Here is a 15,596-nt window from a genome sequence, read left to right as displayed (position 1 = left end):
GAAATGTCAGATAATAATGCAAGAGCACCAAAGGTTAGAAGTGGAGATACAATAAATCCAACACTGGCCGCGATTATAAAAATTTCATTAATTGCTGTAATGGTTGCTTTAGTTGTAGTAGTAACATTAGTAATAGTTGAATTGGTTAAGAAAAATAAAGAAAAACCAAGTATTTTTGAAGATAAAGTTTCAGTTACATTAGAAGAATTCAAACTTATTGAAGCCGGGGAATATCAAGATGATGTTATACTTGCTAATAAAAAGGTGAATGATATTCTTAAAGAAACTACAGATGAAACAAATATCTTTTTCTATTTTTATTATGCTAGTCTAGAAAAGAATATCTCAAAAGAAACGTTAGATTTAATTTCAAATATTGAAGAAAAATCACCAATATTCTTTGTTAATCTAGAAGCTGATCAAGTTGCTCCAAAAGAGGGAGAAACTGCAAGTCAAACTTTTAAAGATTATTTATCAAAAAGTGCTGATTTACTAAAAGATGGTAATGATATTTCTGCAACATTAAATAGAACAGAAAAAGATAAAAAAGGTAATGATGTTTTAGTATATCAAACATTTATTATTACATTTAATTTAGAAGATAAGAAAAATGATGTTAACCCATTTAAACTTAATAGAGAAGATACTAAAATAATCGAAATATTAAAGGATTTTGAAACAAAAACAGAAGCGTAAAATTGAAAGGGCATTGCCCTTTTGTGTTTATTAGGAGGGATTTTTTATGGATAATCAAGTGTTATTAGAAGTGAAACAAAAAGTAAAAGCAAGTGACAAGCAAATCTTAACTGTCCTTGATTTACTTAATGAAGGAAATACTATTCCATTTATTGCTCGTTACCGTAAAGAAGCAACTGGTGGATTAGATGAAGAAGAAATAAATGAAATATTTCAATCATGGAACTACGCTAAAAATCTTTTACAAAGAAAAGAAGATGTTATTAGACTTATTGATGAGCGTGGTATGTTAACTGAAGAGTTAAAACAAGAAATCTTAAAAGCAACTAAACTAATTGAAGTTGAAGATTTATATCGCCCTTATAAGGAAAAGAAAAAAACTCGTGCTACAGATGCAATTGCTAAAGGTTTAGAACCACTGGCTAAGTGGATGCTTACATATCCAAAGACAAGTGTTTCAGATGAAGCTAAAAAGTATATAACTGATGCAGTTGAAAGTGCAGATGCTGCAATTTCAGGTGCTAAAGATATTATTGCGGAAATTGTTAGTGATAATGCTGAGTATCGTAAAAGTCTTCGTTTGACTTTATTTAATGATGGTTTAATTGAAACATCAGTTAAAAAGAATGCTGATGATCCTAAAAAAACATATGGAATATATTACGAACATAAAGAACCAGTGATTAAAATGCCACCACATCGAATTTTAGCAGTTAATCGTGGTGAAAAAGAAAAAGTTTTACAAGTTAAAATTACAATTGATGATGAAAAACTTGTTAATTATTTGAATTATAAGTTTATTAAAGACCAAAGTTCTACTGCAACTCCACATATTAAAGAAGCAATTGCTGATGGATATAAACGATTAATTTTCCCAAGTTTAGAAAGAGAAATAAGAGCTGAATTAACTGAAAAAGCTGAAGAACAAGCAATCGATATTTTCTCAATTAATTTACAAAAACTATTATTACAACCACCAATGAAGGGAATGACAGTACTTGGGATTGACCCTGCATTTAGAACAGGATGTAAATTAACAGTTGTAAATCCACAAGGTCAGCCACTTGATAGAGGAGTGATTTATCCTCATGAGAAATCAATAGGTGCACAAATCTCTGAAAAACAAGTTGCTGATTCACAAGCAACACTTATTAAATTAATTAATAAATATAAAGTTGATATAATTGCGATTGGTAATGGAACGGCTTCAAGAGAAACAGAAAAGTTTGTTGCTGATTTAATTAAATCAACTAAATTAAACGTTAAGTATGTAATTGTTAATGAAGCTGGAGCTTCAGTTTATTCAGCATCAGATTTAGCAAGAGAAGAATTTCCAGATTTAAATGTTGAAGAAAGAAGTGCGGCATCAATTGCTAGACGTCTTCAAGATCCATTAAGTGAACTTGTTAAAATAGATCCTAAATCAATTGGTGTTGGTCAATATCAACACGATGTTACGCCTAAAAAACTAAATGAGTCATTAAACTTTGTTGTTACTCAAGCAGTAAACCAAGTTGGTGTAAATGTTAATACAGCATCAAAAGCATTATTAATGTATGTATCGGGTCTTAATAAGACTAGTGCTAATAATATTGTCAAGTATCGTGATAAAATTGGTAAATTTGGTGATCGTTCACAATTGAAAGATGTTCCATCTTTTGGAGCAAAAACATTTGAACAAGCTATAGGATTCTTAAGAATTCCAGATAGCAACGAGTATTTAGATAGAACGGCTGTTCACCCTGAATCATATAATATTGCTAAAACAATTATGAAAAAACTTAATATTAATGGAGCAATCTTTGGTAAACCAGAAGTTAAAGAAATAATTGATTCAATTAGTCGTGAAGAATTAATGAAAGAACTAAAAGTTGATAAATATACACTTGATGATATTTTAGATGCATTTATTGCACCAATGAGAGATCCACGTGATGAATTTAGTCAACCAATTTTGAAATCTGATGTTCTTAATATTGATGACTTAAATGAAGGTATGGAATTAGAAGGAACTGTAAGAAACGTTGTTGATTTTGGTGCCTTTGTTGATATCGGATTAAAAGAAGATGGACTTGTCCATATTTCAAAAATTTCTAAATCATTTGTTAAACATCCAAGTGATGTTTTAAATGTCGGAGACATCATTAAAGTCTATGTTCTTAATATTGATAAAGAACGTGGAAAAGTTGGCTTAACAATGATAAAAGAATAAAAAAAGGTTGACATTAAAATAAAAATACGATACACTATATAGGCATGGTTTTACATGCCTAGTTGGAGTGATACTCAAGAGGCCGAAGAGGGCGCACTGCTAACGCGTTAGACCGGTAAAACGGTGCGAGGGTTCGACTCCCTCTCACTCCGCCATTGGCCCGTTGGAGAAACGGTTAACTCACATGCCTTTCACGCATGCATTCACGGGTTCGAATCCCGTACGGGTCACCAATTAGTAAATAAATAAGATATGTTTAACACATATTTTTTTAATTTTGATAGTGGAACATAGTCCACAAATGAATTATAGTGGATTATAGTCCACATGTCAATAGAAAGGTGTGTTAAAATGGCGATTAAATTAAATCTTAAAGAGTTTAGACAAAAAAAGGGACTAACTCAGCAAGAACTTGCAAACAGGCTTAAAATTGATAGAACTATCATATCTGACTATGAAAGAAGTAAGATTAATCCAAGTTTAGAACGTGCAATCGAAATGGCGGTATTGTTAGATGTAACAGTCGATGAGTTAATCCAATTTGAAAAAATACACAAAGAATACTCTGAACAATTAAAAAATATAACAAAGAAGAAAGCGGATTTTTAGTCCGCTTTTTTTAATGCATTATAACTATAATGTTCGATATAATCTTTTTCTAACATGTAATCGTCTATTTCTAAATATCTCATAGTTATTGAAATACTTGAATGTCCTAGCAGTTTTTGAATTGTTGTAATAGGGCATTTCATTTTTAATAATCTAGTTGCAAATGTCTTTCTAAATCTATGTGATGTAATGTTCCCAGATGTAAGATTTAATTTATCAGATAAACGTTTTAAAAACTTGTGAAGTGATACCCTTGATAGTTTTATATTGCTGTAATAATTCCATAATAAATGTGAATGATTAGGATCATATATTTTACTGATTATATCAGCAGATAAATCCCCAAAAGGAACTATACGCATTTTTCCGTTTTTAGTTTCCTCTAATAATATTCTTCTACCACTGACGTCAACATTTTTTGTTAATATGTTAGTCACTTCATTAATTCTTGCCCCAGTGTCTAACATAATGTATATGCTAGCAACCCATGAAAGATTGTTAGTTTCGCTTGTATTGAGTTTTTCTATATAATCTAACATAAGTATCAACTCATTTTCGGGAAGTGGCTTATAACCGATTGTATCGTTTTTTAATCTTATCATTTTAAAATGTTTAGTGCTAATATTTGAATGATTAAGTGAAGATATAAAAGTTGACACTGTATCATTTATTTTGCTGTTTTTCTTTTCAGTATTTCCTTTTAAATATCTATTAAGCTTGTCAATGATATTTGCATCTAATTGTGTTGTATCATAAATATGCATGACGTCTAAAACCTTTGTAATTAGTTTTAAATCTCTTTTGTAAGTTCTCCAAGTATCAAACTCTAAATAAAACTCTGCATAGTCTAAATAGTCTTTAAAAACATCTTTAATTTTCATTTTGTTAATCTCCTCATGTATTGTTTTTTAATATTTTATGAGGTAGCAAATCCCTAAAAAAATCCCAGTCTTATTATTATAACGCTCAAATAAAAAACGAGTTGATAGATATTCAATAAATGAAATTTCAACTCGTCATATCACGTCGATTGCCGCCGATATATAAACTTATATAAACATATACTAAAGTATATGTATTATATTAGGATTTTTGTTGCCCTTTTTTCTTATTCGATAAATCTTTTCCTAATTGATCTATTTCGGCATGTAGTGATTTTAGTTTAGCAGCATTTTTTCTAATCGTATCCATTTGCTCATCTATGATTTTATTAAAGTCTTGATTAGTTTGAAAGAATGTTGCTTTCTCTACAATCTCTAAGTTTTCTTGCATGATGTGCTCAGCTCTTTTTAAGTTAACCATTTTTTGAAAGAAACTAGGCATGAATAAAATTGATAATAAGAAAAATGCAGTTATTGAAATTGTACCTCCAATAATTAAAACTATTTTAGCAACATTTATGACGTCATTAATTTGCATTTCTTAATCCTCCTTGATTGTATTTCATGTTCGGCATATCTAACGGAACATGATTATAAGCGTCCGAATAAGCATAAGTATCATAATATTCAAAGTCAGCGTATTCGGCTTTTAAATACCACGATTTAAACGGAACAAGCATATTTGATTGGTCGCTAGTGTTGATAGTGTAAGAGTCGATATACCAACCCTTTATTTTAAATCTAAATAGCCCAGACTTTAACATCCAATCTTCATAGTCAAATCCTATGTCAATTCTTGGCTTATGCCACATTTTGACTAGATACATTAAATGTATATCTAATCTATCTAATTGCGTTATTCCAATGATGCGCTCAATGTTTTTTCTAATCAATACAGTGTAATCCCTAAATGGAACAAACTTACTTAAATACTCCGTTGTTTGATTTTGGCGGTGGTCGAATATTCGTGTAAACTCATCTAGAACATAGCCACCATATAGATTTTTATTTAGTTGTATTTTTGTTTCAAAATCATTCCAGACGTTTCCAAACTCCATATATCTATGATATCTAATATACGCTTGTAATGGCTCGTTATATCGTGGCTTTTCAAAGTCCGAATTGATATACCAAGGCTTTCCGAAAAGTATTCTATAACGTTCAATAATTTCATATACAAGAGACGTTTTACCCGCTCCAGTATTTCCACTGATTATTTGTAAGCCCGGGATATCGAAGAGGTTGCTATCATACTTTTTCTTTTTGCTTTCTTTATATGCAAGTATCCAAATCCAATGAAGTGGAAAAGTTAAGTATCTCGCTAACCTCCAAACGTCGCTATTGTTCCAGACGTCTAGAAAACTTTGCCACTTCCTTAAGATGTTATTAAATGAAAATAAAATCAATTTTAGCAATTTTCCAAATGCTAGGAATAACGCATCTGGGAAGTGTGCCAAATTGTAACGCCAATCGTGTTTTATCATCTTTTACCACTTTGCTTTTTAACGTCACGTTTTTTAGTTTTTTTCTTTGGAACAAATAAAACTTGAAATCCTTTTTTAATTCCTTTACCAACTTTAACTAAAATCTTCCACCCCTTTTTTGGTAGTGAAAATATAAACATAAAAAAATCTGTAATCATTGTAATTCCTCCTATTTTTTCTTTGGTATAAATAAAACTTTTAATAACTTAAATGGCAGTTGAATCAATCCCCAACATGCTTTGAGAATTCTATAACAAATATAAACAATAAGAATATATATAACAGTCAATACAATTGTTGAATATTTACCCCAAGCATCTTTTAATTTTTGGATTATTTCTTTAATTTTTGCTATCAATTCTTGAAGCCAACCTAATGTATCTTCAGGAGTCACAGGCTCAACAGGATCAACTGGTGGATTTATGACGTCATCTTCAAAGAAAACGCCATCAACCATATATTGTATTTTAATGATAGCGAAGTTAGATACACCATATGCGAAACTTGCACGAGAGCCTCTACCACGTCGCTCAATGTTAGATGCAGCATTTTTAATCGGGAAAACTCTTGTTACATAGTTTGCGTCGATAGAAGCAATGAAATTGTTATCTAATCCGCGTACCGCTAGTTTTTTAAATGTATTTTTAGAATAATTTATAGCGTCCCATATTATTTCGTAACCTTCAATTTCAACGCCATCAGGAAAAATACGCTCGGATATATTTTCAGTATTTATTAGACTTGTTTCATCATAATTTAAATCACCAAAAACATAGTTAACATCAATTGATATGACTTTGTCATGTGTTTTTTCAAACTTGAAATAAAACTCAAAATATTTTAATTTAACATCTAATCTACCTGGTCCAATGTGTTTACCAGTATTCTTATCTAAAAATAAGCCAGTATCAACGATGTTAGATGCGACTGTTTCAATCTCTGATATGTTTCTTCGTTCCACATTTTCAATTGTTCCTATCGTGTTTTTTCCACTAGTCATATGAAGTGTTGAAGTTTCTTTTCGTATCTTTTTAAGTTGCCAAATCTTTAAATCAGTTATTTTACTTTCGATTGTAAAGGTGTTATTTTTGACGTCATAAGTTTTAAGCATTGATATTCGTTGTGTGTTTTCTAGAAACACGTATTCAACAACTGCATGTGTAATTAAATCAGTTTCATTTGTTTGTATTGTTATTGTATTTTGATTTCTAGTTATATCAGTTATTTCAATACTTGGCGAAGGCTTTGCAGTTTCCGCTGCATATAGTTTTGGAGTTGCAAGAAGAAAACTTGCAACCCCGATAAATATAATTATTAGTATTTTTTTAATCACTTTATCACATCCTTTTTGTGATTGTTATTATTTAGTTATTAATTTGAAAATTGCACCTATCGTATGTTCCCAAATCCACACTATAACTTTCCAAACAGGAAGAATTATATTGTTGAAAATCCAGATGAAGAAGTCCGCTATTTTTTGCCATATTGTTTTTGCTTTAGGTTCTTCATTTTCCTTAGGCAACTCACTTTCATTAAAAACTCTAATCATTCTATTTATTTCATGAGTTTCGTTATTAGTGTCAACGATTTTCATTGACAATAAATATTGTCCTGGAGTTTCTTCATTGTTTAAATATTCATTAGTAATTACTTCGAAAGACTTCATTTCAATATTTTCATAATTCGCATATATTCTAGCAAGTTGATCTACTGTCATTTTGTTGATGTCTTCAACTGATAAAATATTTTGGCTAATCCAATATTTGGGACTTTCTAAAGTAATAACTTCATATTCTCTTTGATACTCAGCAATATTTCCTGCTTCATCAGATACTTCATATTTAACAATGTATTTACCTAGTTTGTTTACTATATTATTTTCAACAATTTTAATCGAACTTGTTAGATTTCCATCAACTGCATCAGTTGCAGAAAGTCCTAAAAGTAATGTTTGAGTATTGACGTCATCTTTCCAATTGATTTGTATTTTCCCGTTGTTTTCATCTGTAATTACTGGCAGTACATCATCTTGGATAATAACTTTATAATAATGAGTATTTCTATTACCTGCTTTGTCTACGGCTTGCATTGTGAATTCATATGTTCCAACTGCACCTTGAACATAATCATGTTGCAAAATAGTTACTGGAACAGTTCCATCAATATTATCAATTGCTGTAAACTTATTAGCGATGTCAGCAAGAGTTAATTCTTGCGTATATGAAAAGTATTCTAAATCTGGTCCATCAATATCTGGTGCATCAAAATCTTGATTTAAAACTTTCAAAATATAATTAGTAGAAAGTCCACCAGAGTTTGTTGTTTGCCATTCAATTTCAAATGTTCCTGGAACTGATTTATTTGGTGTGTAAGTATCTCTAATAATTTGCGCTTTATCAGTAATATCGCCATCATATTCGTCTGTAACTTTAAATAAAGCATTTGCTTTTAATTGCTCTAAAGTATATGGCTTTTCAACATTATTAATAATTATATCTTTACCTGAAGATGCTGGCTTTCTGATATCAAAAGTATCAGCAACTTGTATTTTTAAGTCATATGCTGGAATAGTATATCTTGTAAATGTTCCACTAATATTTGTTGATAATTCCCATTGTTCGTTTGCTAATGGTTCAAAATCGAAAGTGAAGCCTGAACCAAAATCTTTAATATATTCAGTTCCATTCAATATCACTTTAATTTTTTTAAAGTCGTTACTAGTTAAACCAATTGATACATTGTCATCCCATGGACTTGCTAAAACTGGGAACCATGCTTCTTGATCAATGATTACTGTAAAAATGCCACCACCTTGATGCTCTAAAATTAAATCACTTTGACTAAACTTATTAGATGTCAATGTAACAGTCTTAGATGCTGCACTAACTTTTGACGTCATAAGTAGGCTTGATGTTGCAACTAATAGTGCAACCAATAATAATTTTAATTTTTTCATTTCTTATTTCTCCTTTTTATTTTGTTTTTTATAAAAAAATGGAAGAATAGAAGAAGTCTTTCAACTCTATCTTTTTCCCCCATGTTATTATCATTTTTATTAATCAGGCTCAACATTATTATCAATCATTTCTTGTTGAATATCTCTTTCGATTTCCTCTTGCAGATTATTATAATCTTCTTGATAATCTTCTTGATAAAATGCTGTTAATACATCGTTAGCATCTTTAATCGCATCATCTGATAATGCTAATTCATTAATTACAGATGCTAGAAAATCAAGTCCGTCATCTTCCTCGAAGTCAAAAGCAATCTTAGCAAGTTCATGTATTGTTTCTTTTGTTTTCAGTGAGATTATGACATGCTCACCTTTAAAACTTATGATGTGCTCTTGATCCTCAGTTTTGACTTTAAAAAAGTCTAACGTATAATCTATCAATTTAGTTATAAATGCTTGTTTAGTTGATTTCATTTTTAATCACCTCCTTAATCCTCTTCGTCGTCATAAGCATCTAGTGCATTGCTTTCATGAATGATTTTAGAAGATATTTTTATAACCTCGATTTTCATATCTAGATTGTTAATTTTTTCAGCAAGAGGAAGTAGCCATTTTTTTCGAAAGTCATAATCAAGTGGCATTGTTGCTCTATGCTCCATGCTAACCTCGTCATATTCAACCAATAAATCACTTATAAGCTGTTTTAATTCATTCATTGCAATTCCTCCTTTTCTTCAAAATCTAGTTGCAACTGTTCCTTACCAAGTTGCCCAGAATTATAGTTATATTTTGATGTTTCGATTGCGTGAGCTTTAAGCCAGCGTTGATATTCACGCTCTGTCATTTCTCTAGGAGTTCCAGCACGTTCAGTCACTGGAAAGAGTTTATTTTTAGAAATGAAAGAAATAGCAAAGGCATCAATGTCAACATCGAAGTGATAAACATAAAAATTGTACTTAGCAATAATCTCAACTAATTCACTTTGCGTTATAAATAGTTTTATGACGTCACGTTTGGAAGTTTTACGATACGCAGTAATATCGTATGTTGATTGAATGATTGCCCAGAAAAGTTTGTTATGTAATCTAAAACGTGGTAGAGTAACATTTCTCCAATCACGTTTGTTAATCTCTAGATCATTATCAGTGATTTTATATTTATGCATTAACTTTTTAAGAAGAAGTTGCGCATTTTCTTTTTCGCCGTCAACTCCATTAATTGCTAATGCTTTGATTTTTTCTAAAAGTTGTTTTATGTTGTCGTTAGTTTTCTCCAAAATCTTGAACCATCCTTTCAACAATATTTTTAATGTGCTTAACTTTAACAAAATCATAATTTCCGTTAACCATTATTAAAGTTTGATTTTCAAAATGAAAGACTGCACTATTAGTTATGACGTCAATTTTATTAGTATCAATTTCTTGAATGTTATATTCGCAATTAGTAATCGAAAATACATTATCTAAAATCATTCTAAAAATATTCATCAGTCAACTCATCCTTATGAAATAATTCTTTCATGTATGCATCTAACCAAGCAGGTTCATTTGATGATGCTTTTTCACGTTTAACAAGTTCGCTCATAATGGCACTTGATAAATACGATAATTTGTTATTAATTCGTTCAACATTTTTCAGCGAATAAGTTAATGCATACCTAGTGACTTCAAGTACATTTTGATAACCATATCTTGAATCTAATGTACTAAACAAATCGTTATATTTTTCGACATCAAAATCTAAAGCACTGATGTATTTTTTATTAATCAATTCTTTAGTTAGGTAGTGGAACGTTTGGGGGAAAGAAATTTCCCCTTTATCTTTAAATTTATCAAGATCTTTTAGTTCTTTAGTAATTAGTTGTATCTGATTTTCCGTCGACGGTATTTCCGTTAACGGTTTTTCAGTCAACGGTGTTTGAAGTCTACGAATTATCTTGTATTGCATGTTACCAAAACGCCCATTTTCATTACTTTGTTGACGCTCTAAAAAGCCTGCATTTTCAAGTTCTTTTAACGTTTTTGAAACCTTATCACGTCCAGCGTTTACAACTGATTTCAGCCCGTTAATAGTGTAGTCCCAAGCGTCGGGAAGTGATAACATGAACGCGTACAATCCCCACGCTTCAAGTGATAGTTTTTCACCATTATTTTGATAGAAAAATATATCATTTTCTATCGTTGTGAAACTTGCTTTTTCAACAATAAAATCTTTTTTCTTACTCAATTTCTACAACTCCTTTAGATTACATTTAAATCGTTTTGCCTGTGCTTTTGCATCTTTTTTATCATAGAATTTCACTGCGAAATTAACGTTATCAGATAAGATACATTTTGCTTTTTTGTTGTTAAAAACTACGATAATATTTGAAACATATTGATTATTTTTTTCTAAAATATACATATTATTTACCACCTTTAACAACTAATTGATCTACTAACTTTTAACTTTTTTAAGAGTTTCATTGTTTGTGACGTCATAATTTGGTAGTCTAATTTCGTTACGGCTAAAAAAATTATGGGCGTCATACATATTAGTTTCACTATCAGGAAAATAAATAACATATAAAAATAAGTCGTCATCATCAAAAAGAAGACTATTCTCTTTATGTTGAATTGCTATGCCGTTGTACCATTTATTTCCTTTTTTTACTTGCACAAAGTCGCCATTTTTGAGTTCTAACATTTCATTTTTAGTCATTAGTTTTTACCTCTGATATACTTAAATTGCCGCTTTCTATAATCTCATCAAGCATTTCTTTAGTTGAAAATCCATTGTCATTACCTATAAAATTTCCATTGTAATAATAATTAACAAGTACAGATGATTCAATTATTTCATCGTCTTCCAGTTTTTCAAATAAATCTTCCTCAGTATATAACATTCCTTTATATTCCAACATTCTTTTTTTCATTAGTTAGCCACCTTTCTAAGTACATAGTATTTAGTCATAAAGTCGCTTTTCAATTTGATTAAATCAAGTTTTAAATATGTATCGAAATTGACAGTGTAATCAACACCATCAATTTCAACAAAAGCACGCCAACACATTGTATCTAATTTTAAAAAGCCTTTTTCGCTTTTTAAAAACGCCATTAAATCTTTTTTATTAATTCTTTTTTTCATTATTTATTGCCCCCATGTAATTTATTTTTGCTAATATAATATATTTGATTTCTCATTACTCCGTCGCCATTTAGTTGAACCAATACGCTAGGAAAAGTACTTGAATGTTTTGATTTTCCAAACTTCAAACGTCCCTCAATGAACTCGAAATTACAACCATACTCGAAAAGAAGCTTATAATACTTTGTGTCAGTTCTTGCAGGTATTAAGAAGTAAATTGCTTTAGTTCTATCGTTAGTATGTGTTTCAATTGCTTTCTCAACAAAACCTTTAATATTGCTATAAGGTGGATTGATGTAAATATTTTCGTGATTACTCCAATCAACTTTTAAACCGTCATAACCTTTATCGAATGCACCAAGAGGACATGGGTCAAACCATTCGTCTTTTTTAACCTCACAATAACGTTCCAGATAATCAAATATAATCTCTGGTGTCGCCCAATCGTCTGTACGATTGCTAAATACTGCTTGTAAATCTTTGTTCATATGATGAACCTCCCTTTAATTGTTGTTTGTTCCCCCTCCAATTACGACGTCAACAATGCCGGCGTTAACGTCGTAGGAATAAAGGGACACAAAGTGTTAAATAAAATAACACTTTAAACGGACAAATTAAGGCATGGGCTCCTTTAATTTATCCCTTTAAAATGTTATTAATGTTTCGCCCATAAAATAAAAAAAACGCTAATATGCGTTTATAATTCAATCTTATTTATAAGGGTTAAATAATTCGACTCCCTCTCACTCCGCCATTGGCCCGTTGGAGAAACGGTTAACTCACATGCCTTTCACGCATGCATTCACGGGTTCGAATCCCGTACGGGTCACCAATTAGGAATAGATTAAGGCTTGTCTTAGCCTTATAGAGATAGTAAGGAAAAATAAACACTTTTAGAGTGTTTTTTCTTTTTAAGAGTATGTGAGGTGATTGCATGGATAAGATTAAAGTGTTAGGTAGGATTAAAGATATTAAAAATTAAATAAGGGATTTAGTAGTGATGTAAAATATATTGTTACTAATACTTTTGACCAAAAGTATCTAGTTAGGATATCAGATATTAAAAGATATGAATATCGAAAGAAGCAATATGATGAACTTCTAAAGCTTAAGACTCTAGATATTAATATTGCTAAAGTAATTGATTTTGGATTATTTAATGAAGAAAAAGTATATACTGTTTTTGAGTATATTGATGGAGTGGATGCTACTAGCATCATAAAGAATTATACTGAGCATGAGCAATATATGTTTGGATATAAAGTTGGAGAAATATTAAAAAGAATTCATAAGACAAAAATAGAGTATAAAGATTCATGGAGTAAGATATATAATAAGAAACTTGATAGAAAAATAAATGAAAGTATAAAATATAAAATATTATTCCAAAGTATGATTTAGTAATTCAATATATAAAAGATAATCGTCATTTAATAAAAAATATTAGAAGAGTATTAGCACATACCGATTATCATTTAGGTAATATGATTATTAATAATGATGATATTTACATAATTGATTTTGATAAATTAGGATTTGAAGATATTTATTCAGAATTTAAGCCTTTTATCTGGAATGTAAGAGAAAGGTTCATTTTGAAAATGGTTTATAAATAGTTATTTTAAAAATAAGGATAAACAAAATTCTTTAATATCTTAGCGCTATATGCTGCTGAATCAATTATTTCGCATATACCATGGGCACATAAGTTTGATCAAGAACAAATCGATTTTATCAATTGAAATTGCTAATAATATCTTGGAATACTTTGATAATTTCAATAATGTAATACCAAGTTGGTATTCAAAAGAAACAATTTAGTTTGCTTGATTTAAATCTATTCACTGTAATCATAAGATTCAAATTATAAAAAGATAAAATAACATACCTATTACAATAAGAAATTTATAAATAGAATATGCTTGGCATCATGAAATATTTTAATTGCCAAAAGAATGTCAATTGAAGTTGAAAATAAAAAAGAATAGTTTTAGAATTTACATAGAAGTAATCGTTTTAAGGATAAGCATAAAATGGGAGAAGTATATATGAGATTACAAATATTACAAAAACATTTTATAAGAATAAAGAAAATGAAATTGCTGCTTTAAGTAATTTGAACTTGGAATTAATAGATGAGGGATTAATTTTAATTTAGTTGTTTTCGCTTTTTTGTTAATTTTACATTGCTATTTGCTATGATATTATTGATGCAAAAGAAGAAACTAAATTCATTTTCAGTCGTTGATACAATTTATGATAGATAATCTATAGAACTTGCAAAACTAGTCTAAATACGCTATAATGGTATCAAATGATACCTTTTTATGAATGGGGGATGATTTTATTGACGCTTGATGAATGTATAGGGAATATTAAGGAGTATGATTTGATATACATATTAAGAGATAAAATGAAATGGTATGGAGAAAATATGCACTTCTTGATGATGATAGAGATGAGATAATAAGAGGATTAAGTCATGGAGATTATTGTTATGGTCCAGAATTAAATTATGATTCTAATAAAGGCGAAGTCTGGATTTTTAAGAAGTATATTTTCAAAGTATAACTATGAATTTTACATTAAGATTACTATGAAAGATGATAAGAGAAAATGTATTGTTATTAGTTTACATTAGAATGAAGGAGAAAAATATGAAAATGTATTGCACAATGCGATAAAGATGTTGAAGTGATAAAGAAAAAGAAAAGAAAACATATGAAGTTAAAGATGAAATTATCGATGTTACTATTACTAGAATTTATTGTGCTGAATGTAATGAATTAATTTATGATAAAAAAAATGAAGTTAATAATGATATCATCGTTTATGATGAATATAGAAAAATTAAAGGTTTATTAACAAGTGAAGAAATAAGAAAAATAAGATCGAAATATAATATTAGTCAAAAAGAAATGTCTCAACTTTTAGGTTTTGGAGAAAAAACAGTAACAAGATATGAAAATGGATATATTCAAGATAAATCAAATGATATTTTGATGAGATTGGTTGATGATAAAGAATCATTTGAACAAATATTGAAATTAAGCAATAATGGTAAATTGGTCGCTAAAATAAAAAACTTGTATTTCAAAATCAAAATGCTGTATTTACATATAGTCCAACTAATAAAGTTACCTTCAAGACTGCTTTCGAGATAGGGAAAGGAAATGAAGATATATGTCAAGTTTGCTAAAATTAGAAAATATATATAATCAAGAACTTTACTATAAACTAGTGAAAACTAATATAGAAGAGGATATTGTTATTAACCCTGAATTTACACGCGAAATAATAGATAGAGTAATGATTCTTTTGAGGTACTTCTTGAGGTTAAAATTATTAAAAACCAGCAAAATAAGATTATTCCGTTTGAAGTTAAAGTAAGTGTAATAGGTCAATTTAAACTTAATGAATGGAAAAAAAATACTAATTATATTGATAATGCTACCGCGATATTATATCCATATTTACGAAGTAAATTGGCTGAGTTAACAATGAATCACCCATTACCACCATATGTTTTACCTATTATAAATATTGCAAGTTTTTTAATAAAGAAATAAATAAGGATAAATAGAAAATACTTTAGATTCCAATTTTAAAAATAGAACTTTCATTAGCACGATAAT

At 29.4% G+C, this 15,596-nt stretch carries 21 protein-coding genes, 3 tRNA genes and 3 pseudogenes; 11 read left to right on the top strand and 16 right to left on the bottom strand.

Going from position 1 to position 15,596, the window contains the following annotated elements; all coding sequences use genetic code 11:
- The first annotated feature begins 3 nt into the window (after positions 1 to 3).
- From EXC62_RS00120 to EXC62_RS00100, 5 genes are all read left to right on the top strand, one after another.
- The gene (locus tag EXC62_RS00120; protein WP_026390563.1) at positions 4 to 696 is read left to right on the top strand and encodes a hypothetical protein; all 693 of its coding nucleotides are present in this window, start codon (positions 4 to 6) and stop codon (positions 694 to 696) included.
- A 46-nt stretch (positions 697 to 742) separates the two neighbouring features.
- On the top strand, positions 743 to 2,908 hold the full coding sequence (locus EXC62_RS00115) for a Tex family protein (protein ID WP_026390564.1): 2,166 nt from the start codon (positions 743 to 745) through the stop codon (positions 2,906 to 2,908).
- 64 nt (positions 2,909 to 2,972) lie between these two features.
- Positions 2,973 to 3,063, top strand: a tRNA-Ser gene (locus EXC62_RS00110).
- A gap of 2 nt (positions 3,064 to 3,065) precedes the next feature.
- Positions 3,066 to 3,141, top strand: a tRNA-Glu gene (locus EXC62_RS00105).
- Between the two features lie 118 nt (positions 3,142 to 3,259).
- Positions 3,260 to 3,517, top strand: coding sequence for a helix-turn-helix transcriptional regulator (locus EXC62_RS00100; protein ID WP_026390984.1), 258 nt, complete (start codon positions 3,260 to 3,262; stop codon positions 3,515 to 3,517).
- Here the strand turns inward: EXC62_RS00100 and EXC62_RS00095 are convergent.
- From EXC62_RS00095 to EXC62_RS00030, 16 genes are all read right to left on the bottom strand, one after another.
- Positions 3,514 to 4,398, bottom strand: a complete 885-nt coding sequence (locus tag EXC62_RS00095) for a tyrosine-type recombinase/integrase (RefSeq protein ID WP_026390985.1) — start codon at positions 4,396 to 4,398, stop codon at positions 3,514 to 3,516. The genes EXC62_RS00100 and EXC62_RS00095 overlap by 4 nt on opposite strands.
- A 202-nt stretch (positions 4,399 to 4,600) precedes the next feature.
- A complete protein-coding gene (locus EXC62_RS00090; RefSeq protein WP_026390986.1) occupies positions 4,601 to 4,936 on the bottom strand; it encodes a hypothetical protein in 336 nt (111 codons plus the stop codon).
- Positions 4,926 to 5,882, bottom strand: a complete 957-nt coding sequence (locus EXC62_RS00085; RefSeq protein ID WP_026390987.1) for an ATP-binding protein — start codon at positions 5,880 to 5,882, stop codon at positions 4,926 to 4,928. Before EXC62_RS00085 ends, EXC62_RS00090 begins: the two co-directional genes overlap by 11 nt.
- A complete protein-coding gene (locus EXC62_RS08735; RefSeq protein WP_162140301.1) occupies positions 5,879 to 6,040 on the bottom strand; it encodes a hypothetical protein in 162 nt (53 codons plus the stop codon). The genes EXC62_RS00085 and EXC62_RS08735 overlap by 4 nt, the downstream gene beginning before the upstream one ends.
- 11 nt (positions 6,041 to 6,051) lie before the next feature.
- A complete protein-coding gene (locus tag EXC62_RS00080) occupies positions 6,052 to 7,215 on the bottom strand; it encodes a hypothetical protein (RefSeq protein WP_026390988.1) in 1,164 nt (387 codons plus the stop codon).
- Positions 7,216 to 7,242: 27 nt separating this feature from the next.
- Complete coding sequence (locus EXC62_RS00075; RefSeq protein ID WP_026390989.1) at positions 7,243 to 8,838, bottom strand: immunoglobulin-like domain-containing protein; 1,596 nt, start codon at positions 8,836 to 8,838, stop codon at positions 7,243 to 7,245.
- A 99-nt stretch (positions 8,839 to 8,937) separates the two neighbouring features.
- Positions 8,938 to 9,309, bottom strand: coding sequence for a hypothetical protein (locus EXC62_RS00070; protein WP_026390990.1), 372 nt, complete (start codon positions 9,307 to 9,309; stop codon positions 8,938 to 8,940).
- A gap of 14 nt (positions 9,310 to 9,323) precedes the next feature.
- Positions 9,324 to 9,551 (bottom strand): hypothetical protein, encoded by a 228-nt coding sequence (locus EXC62_RS00065; RefSeq protein WP_026390991.1) that lies wholly within the window; start codon positions 9,549 to 9,551, stop codon positions 9,324 to 9,326.
- A complete protein-coding gene (locus EXC62_RS00060) occupies positions 9,548 to 10,111 on the bottom strand; it encodes a hypothetical protein (protein WP_162140302.1) in 564 nt (187 codons plus the stop codon). Before EXC62_RS00060 ends, EXC62_RS00065 begins: the two co-directional genes overlap by 4 nt.
- Complete coding sequence (locus EXC62_RS00055) at positions 10,098 to 10,322, bottom strand: hypothetical protein (RefSeq protein ID WP_026390993.1); 225 nt, start codon at positions 10,320 to 10,322, stop codon at positions 10,098 to 10,100. Before EXC62_RS00055 ends, EXC62_RS00060 begins: the two co-directional genes overlap by 14 nt.
- Positions 10,309 to 11,061: a helix-turn-helix domain-containing protein gene (locus EXC62_RS00050; RefSeq protein WP_052590042.1), complete on the bottom strand. Its 753-nt coding sequence runs from the start codon at positions 11,059 to 11,061 to the stop codon at positions 10,309 to 10,311. The genes EXC62_RS00055 and EXC62_RS00050 overlap by 14 nt, the downstream gene beginning before the upstream one ends.
- 3 nt (positions 11,062 to 11,064) lie before the next feature.
- Positions 11,065 to 11,238 carry a hypothetical protein gene (locus tag EXC62_RS08730; RefSeq protein ID WP_156907474.1) on the bottom strand — a complete coding sequence of 58 codons (174 nt, stop codon included), beginning with the start codon at positions 11,236 to 11,238 and terminating at the stop codon, positions 11,065 to 11,067.
- A 33-nt stretch (positions 11,239 to 11,271) separates the two neighbouring features.
- Positions 11,272 to 11,535 carry a hypothetical protein gene (locus EXC62_RS00045; RefSeq protein WP_129747389.1) on the bottom strand — a complete coding sequence of 88 codons (264 nt, stop codon included), beginning with the start codon at positions 11,533 to 11,535 and terminating at the stop codon, positions 11,272 to 11,274.
- Entirely contained in the window at positions 11,528 to 11,749 is a 222-nt protein-coding gene (locus EXC62_RS00040; protein ID WP_026390995.1) for a hypothetical protein, read from the bottom strand. The genes EXC62_RS00045 and EXC62_RS00040 overlap by 8 nt, the downstream gene beginning before the upstream one ends.
- On the bottom strand, positions 11,749 to 11,961 hold the full coding sequence (locus tag EXC62_RS00035) for a hypothetical protein (RefSeq protein ID WP_026390996.1): 213 nt from the start codon (positions 11,959 to 11,961) through the stop codon (positions 11,749 to 11,751). The genes EXC62_RS00040 and EXC62_RS00035 overlap by 1 nt, the downstream gene beginning before the upstream one ends.
- The gene (locus EXC62_RS00030; protein WP_052590044.1) at positions 11,961 to 12,449 is read right to left on the bottom strand and encodes a DNA N-6-adenine-methyltransferase; all 489 of its coding nucleotides are present in this window, start codon (positions 12,447 to 12,449) and stop codon (positions 11,961 to 11,963) included. The genes EXC62_RS00035 and EXC62_RS00030 overlap by 1 nt, the downstream gene beginning before the upstream one ends.
- A 268-nt stretch (positions 12,450 to 12,717) precedes the next feature.
- On the opposite strand from EXC62_RS00030, the gene EXC62_RS00025 reads away from it, so the two are divergent.
- The 6 genes and pseudogenes from EXC62_RS00025 to EXC62_RS09140 form a co-directional block, all read left to right on the top strand.
- Positions 12,718 to 12,793, top strand: a tRNA-Glu gene (locus tag EXC62_RS00025).
- Positions 12,794 to 12,951: 158 nt separating this feature from the next.
- Positions 12,952 to 13,362: pseudogene (locus EXC62_RS09070) on the top strand (phosphotransferase); the annotation flags it as partial.
- Positions 13,341 to 13,577 carry a phosphotransferase gene (locus tag EXC62_RS09065; protein ID WP_129747385.1) on the top strand — a complete coding sequence of 79 codons (237 nt, stop codon included), beginning with the start codon at positions 13,341 to 13,343 and terminating at the stop codon, positions 13,575 to 13,577. The pseudogene EXC62_RS09070 and the gene EXC62_RS09065, both read left to right, overlap by 22 nt.
- Before the next feature lie 802 nt (positions 13,578 to 14,379).
- Positions 14,380 to 14,532: a hypothetical protein gene (locus tag EXC62_RS08725; protein WP_162849123.1), complete on the top strand. Its 153-nt coding sequence runs from the start codon at positions 14,380 to 14,382 to the stop codon at positions 14,530 to 14,532.
- Positions 14,533 to 14,675: 143 nt separating this feature from the next.
- Positions 14,676 to 15,125: pseudogene (locus tag EXC62_RS00010) on the top strand (type II TA system antitoxin MqsA family protein); the annotation flags it as partial.
- A gap of 156 nt (positions 15,126 to 15,281) precedes the next feature.
- Positions 15,282 to 15,530, top strand: a pseudogene (locus EXC62_RS09140) (hypothetical protein); the annotation flags it as partial.
- Positions 15,531 to 15,596: the final 66 nt, after the last annotated feature.

The sequence above is a fragment of the Haploplasma axanthum genome, from assembly GCF_900660745.1.
Classification (GTDB): Bacteria; Bacillota_I; Bacilli_A; order Acholeplasmatales; family Acholeplasmataceae; genus Haploplasma; species Haploplasma axanthum.
The sequence above is the reverse complement of the archived record's forward strand: the minus strand, read 5'-3'. Positions and strand labels throughout refer to the sequence as shown.

Coding starts and splice junctions, on each gene's coding strand:
- EXC62_RS00120 (WP_026390563.1), top strand. CDS start 4: ATGTCAGATAATAATGCAAGAGCACCAAAGGTTAGAAGTGGAGATACA.
- EXC62_RS00115 (WP_026390564.1), top strand. CDS start 743: ATGGATAATCAAGTGTTATTAGAAGTGAAACAAAAAGTAAAAGCAAGT.
- EXC62_RS00100 (WP_026390984.1), top strand. CDS start 3,260: ATGGCGATTAAATTAAATCTTAAAGAGTTTAGACAAAAAAAGGGACTA.
- EXC62_RS00095 (WP_026390985.1), bottom strand. CDS start 4,398: ATGAAAATTAAAGATGTTTTTAAAGACTATTTAGACTATGCAGAGTTT.
- EXC62_RS00090 (WP_026390986.1), bottom strand. CDS start 4,936: ATGCAAATTAATGACGTCATAAATGTTGCTAAAATAGTTTTAATTATT.
- EXC62_RS00085 (WP_026390987.1), bottom strand. CDS start 5,882: ATGATAAAACACGATTGGCGTTACAATTTGGCACACTTCCCAGATGCG.
- EXC62_RS08735 (WP_162140301.1), bottom strand. CDS start 6,040: ATGATTACAGATTTTTTTATGTTTATATTTTCACTACCAAAAAAGGGG.
- EXC62_RS00075 (WP_026390989.1), bottom strand. CDS start 8,838: ATGAAAAAATTAAAATTATTATTGGTTGCACTATTAGTTGCAACATCA.
- EXC62_RS00070 (WP_026390990.1), bottom strand. CDS start 9,309: ATGAAATCAACTAAACAAGCATTTATAACTAAATTGATAGATTATACG.
- EXC62_RS00065 (WP_026390991.1), bottom strand. CDS start 9,551: ATGAATGAATTAAAACAGCTTATAAGTGATTTATTGGTTGAATATGAC.
- EXC62_RS00055 (WP_026390993.1), bottom strand. CDS start 10,322: ATGAATATTTTTAGAATGATTTTAGATAATGTATTTTCGATTACTAAT.
- EXC62_RS08730 (WP_156907474.1), bottom strand. CDS start 11,238: ATGTATATTTTAGAAAAAAATAATCAATATGTTTCAAATATTATCGTA.
- EXC62_RS00045 (WP_129747389.1), bottom strand. CDS start 11,535: ATGACTAAAAATGAAATGTTAGAACTCAAAAATGGCGACTTTGTGCAA.
- EXC62_RS00040 (WP_026390995.1), bottom strand. CDS start 11,749: ATGAAAAAAAGAATGTTGGAATATAAAGGAATGTTATATACTGAGGAA.
- EXC62_RS00035 (WP_026390996.1), bottom strand. CDS start 11,961: ATGAAAAAAAGAATTAATAAAAAAGATTTAATGGCGTTTTTAAAAAGC.
- EXC62_RS00030 (WP_052590044.1), bottom strand. CDS start 12,449: ATGAACAAAGATTTACAAGCAGTATTTAGCAATCGTACAGACGATTGG.
- EXC62_RS08725 (WP_162849123.1), top strand. CDS start 14,380: ATGGTATGGAGAAAATATGCACTTCTTGATGATGATAGAGATGAGATA.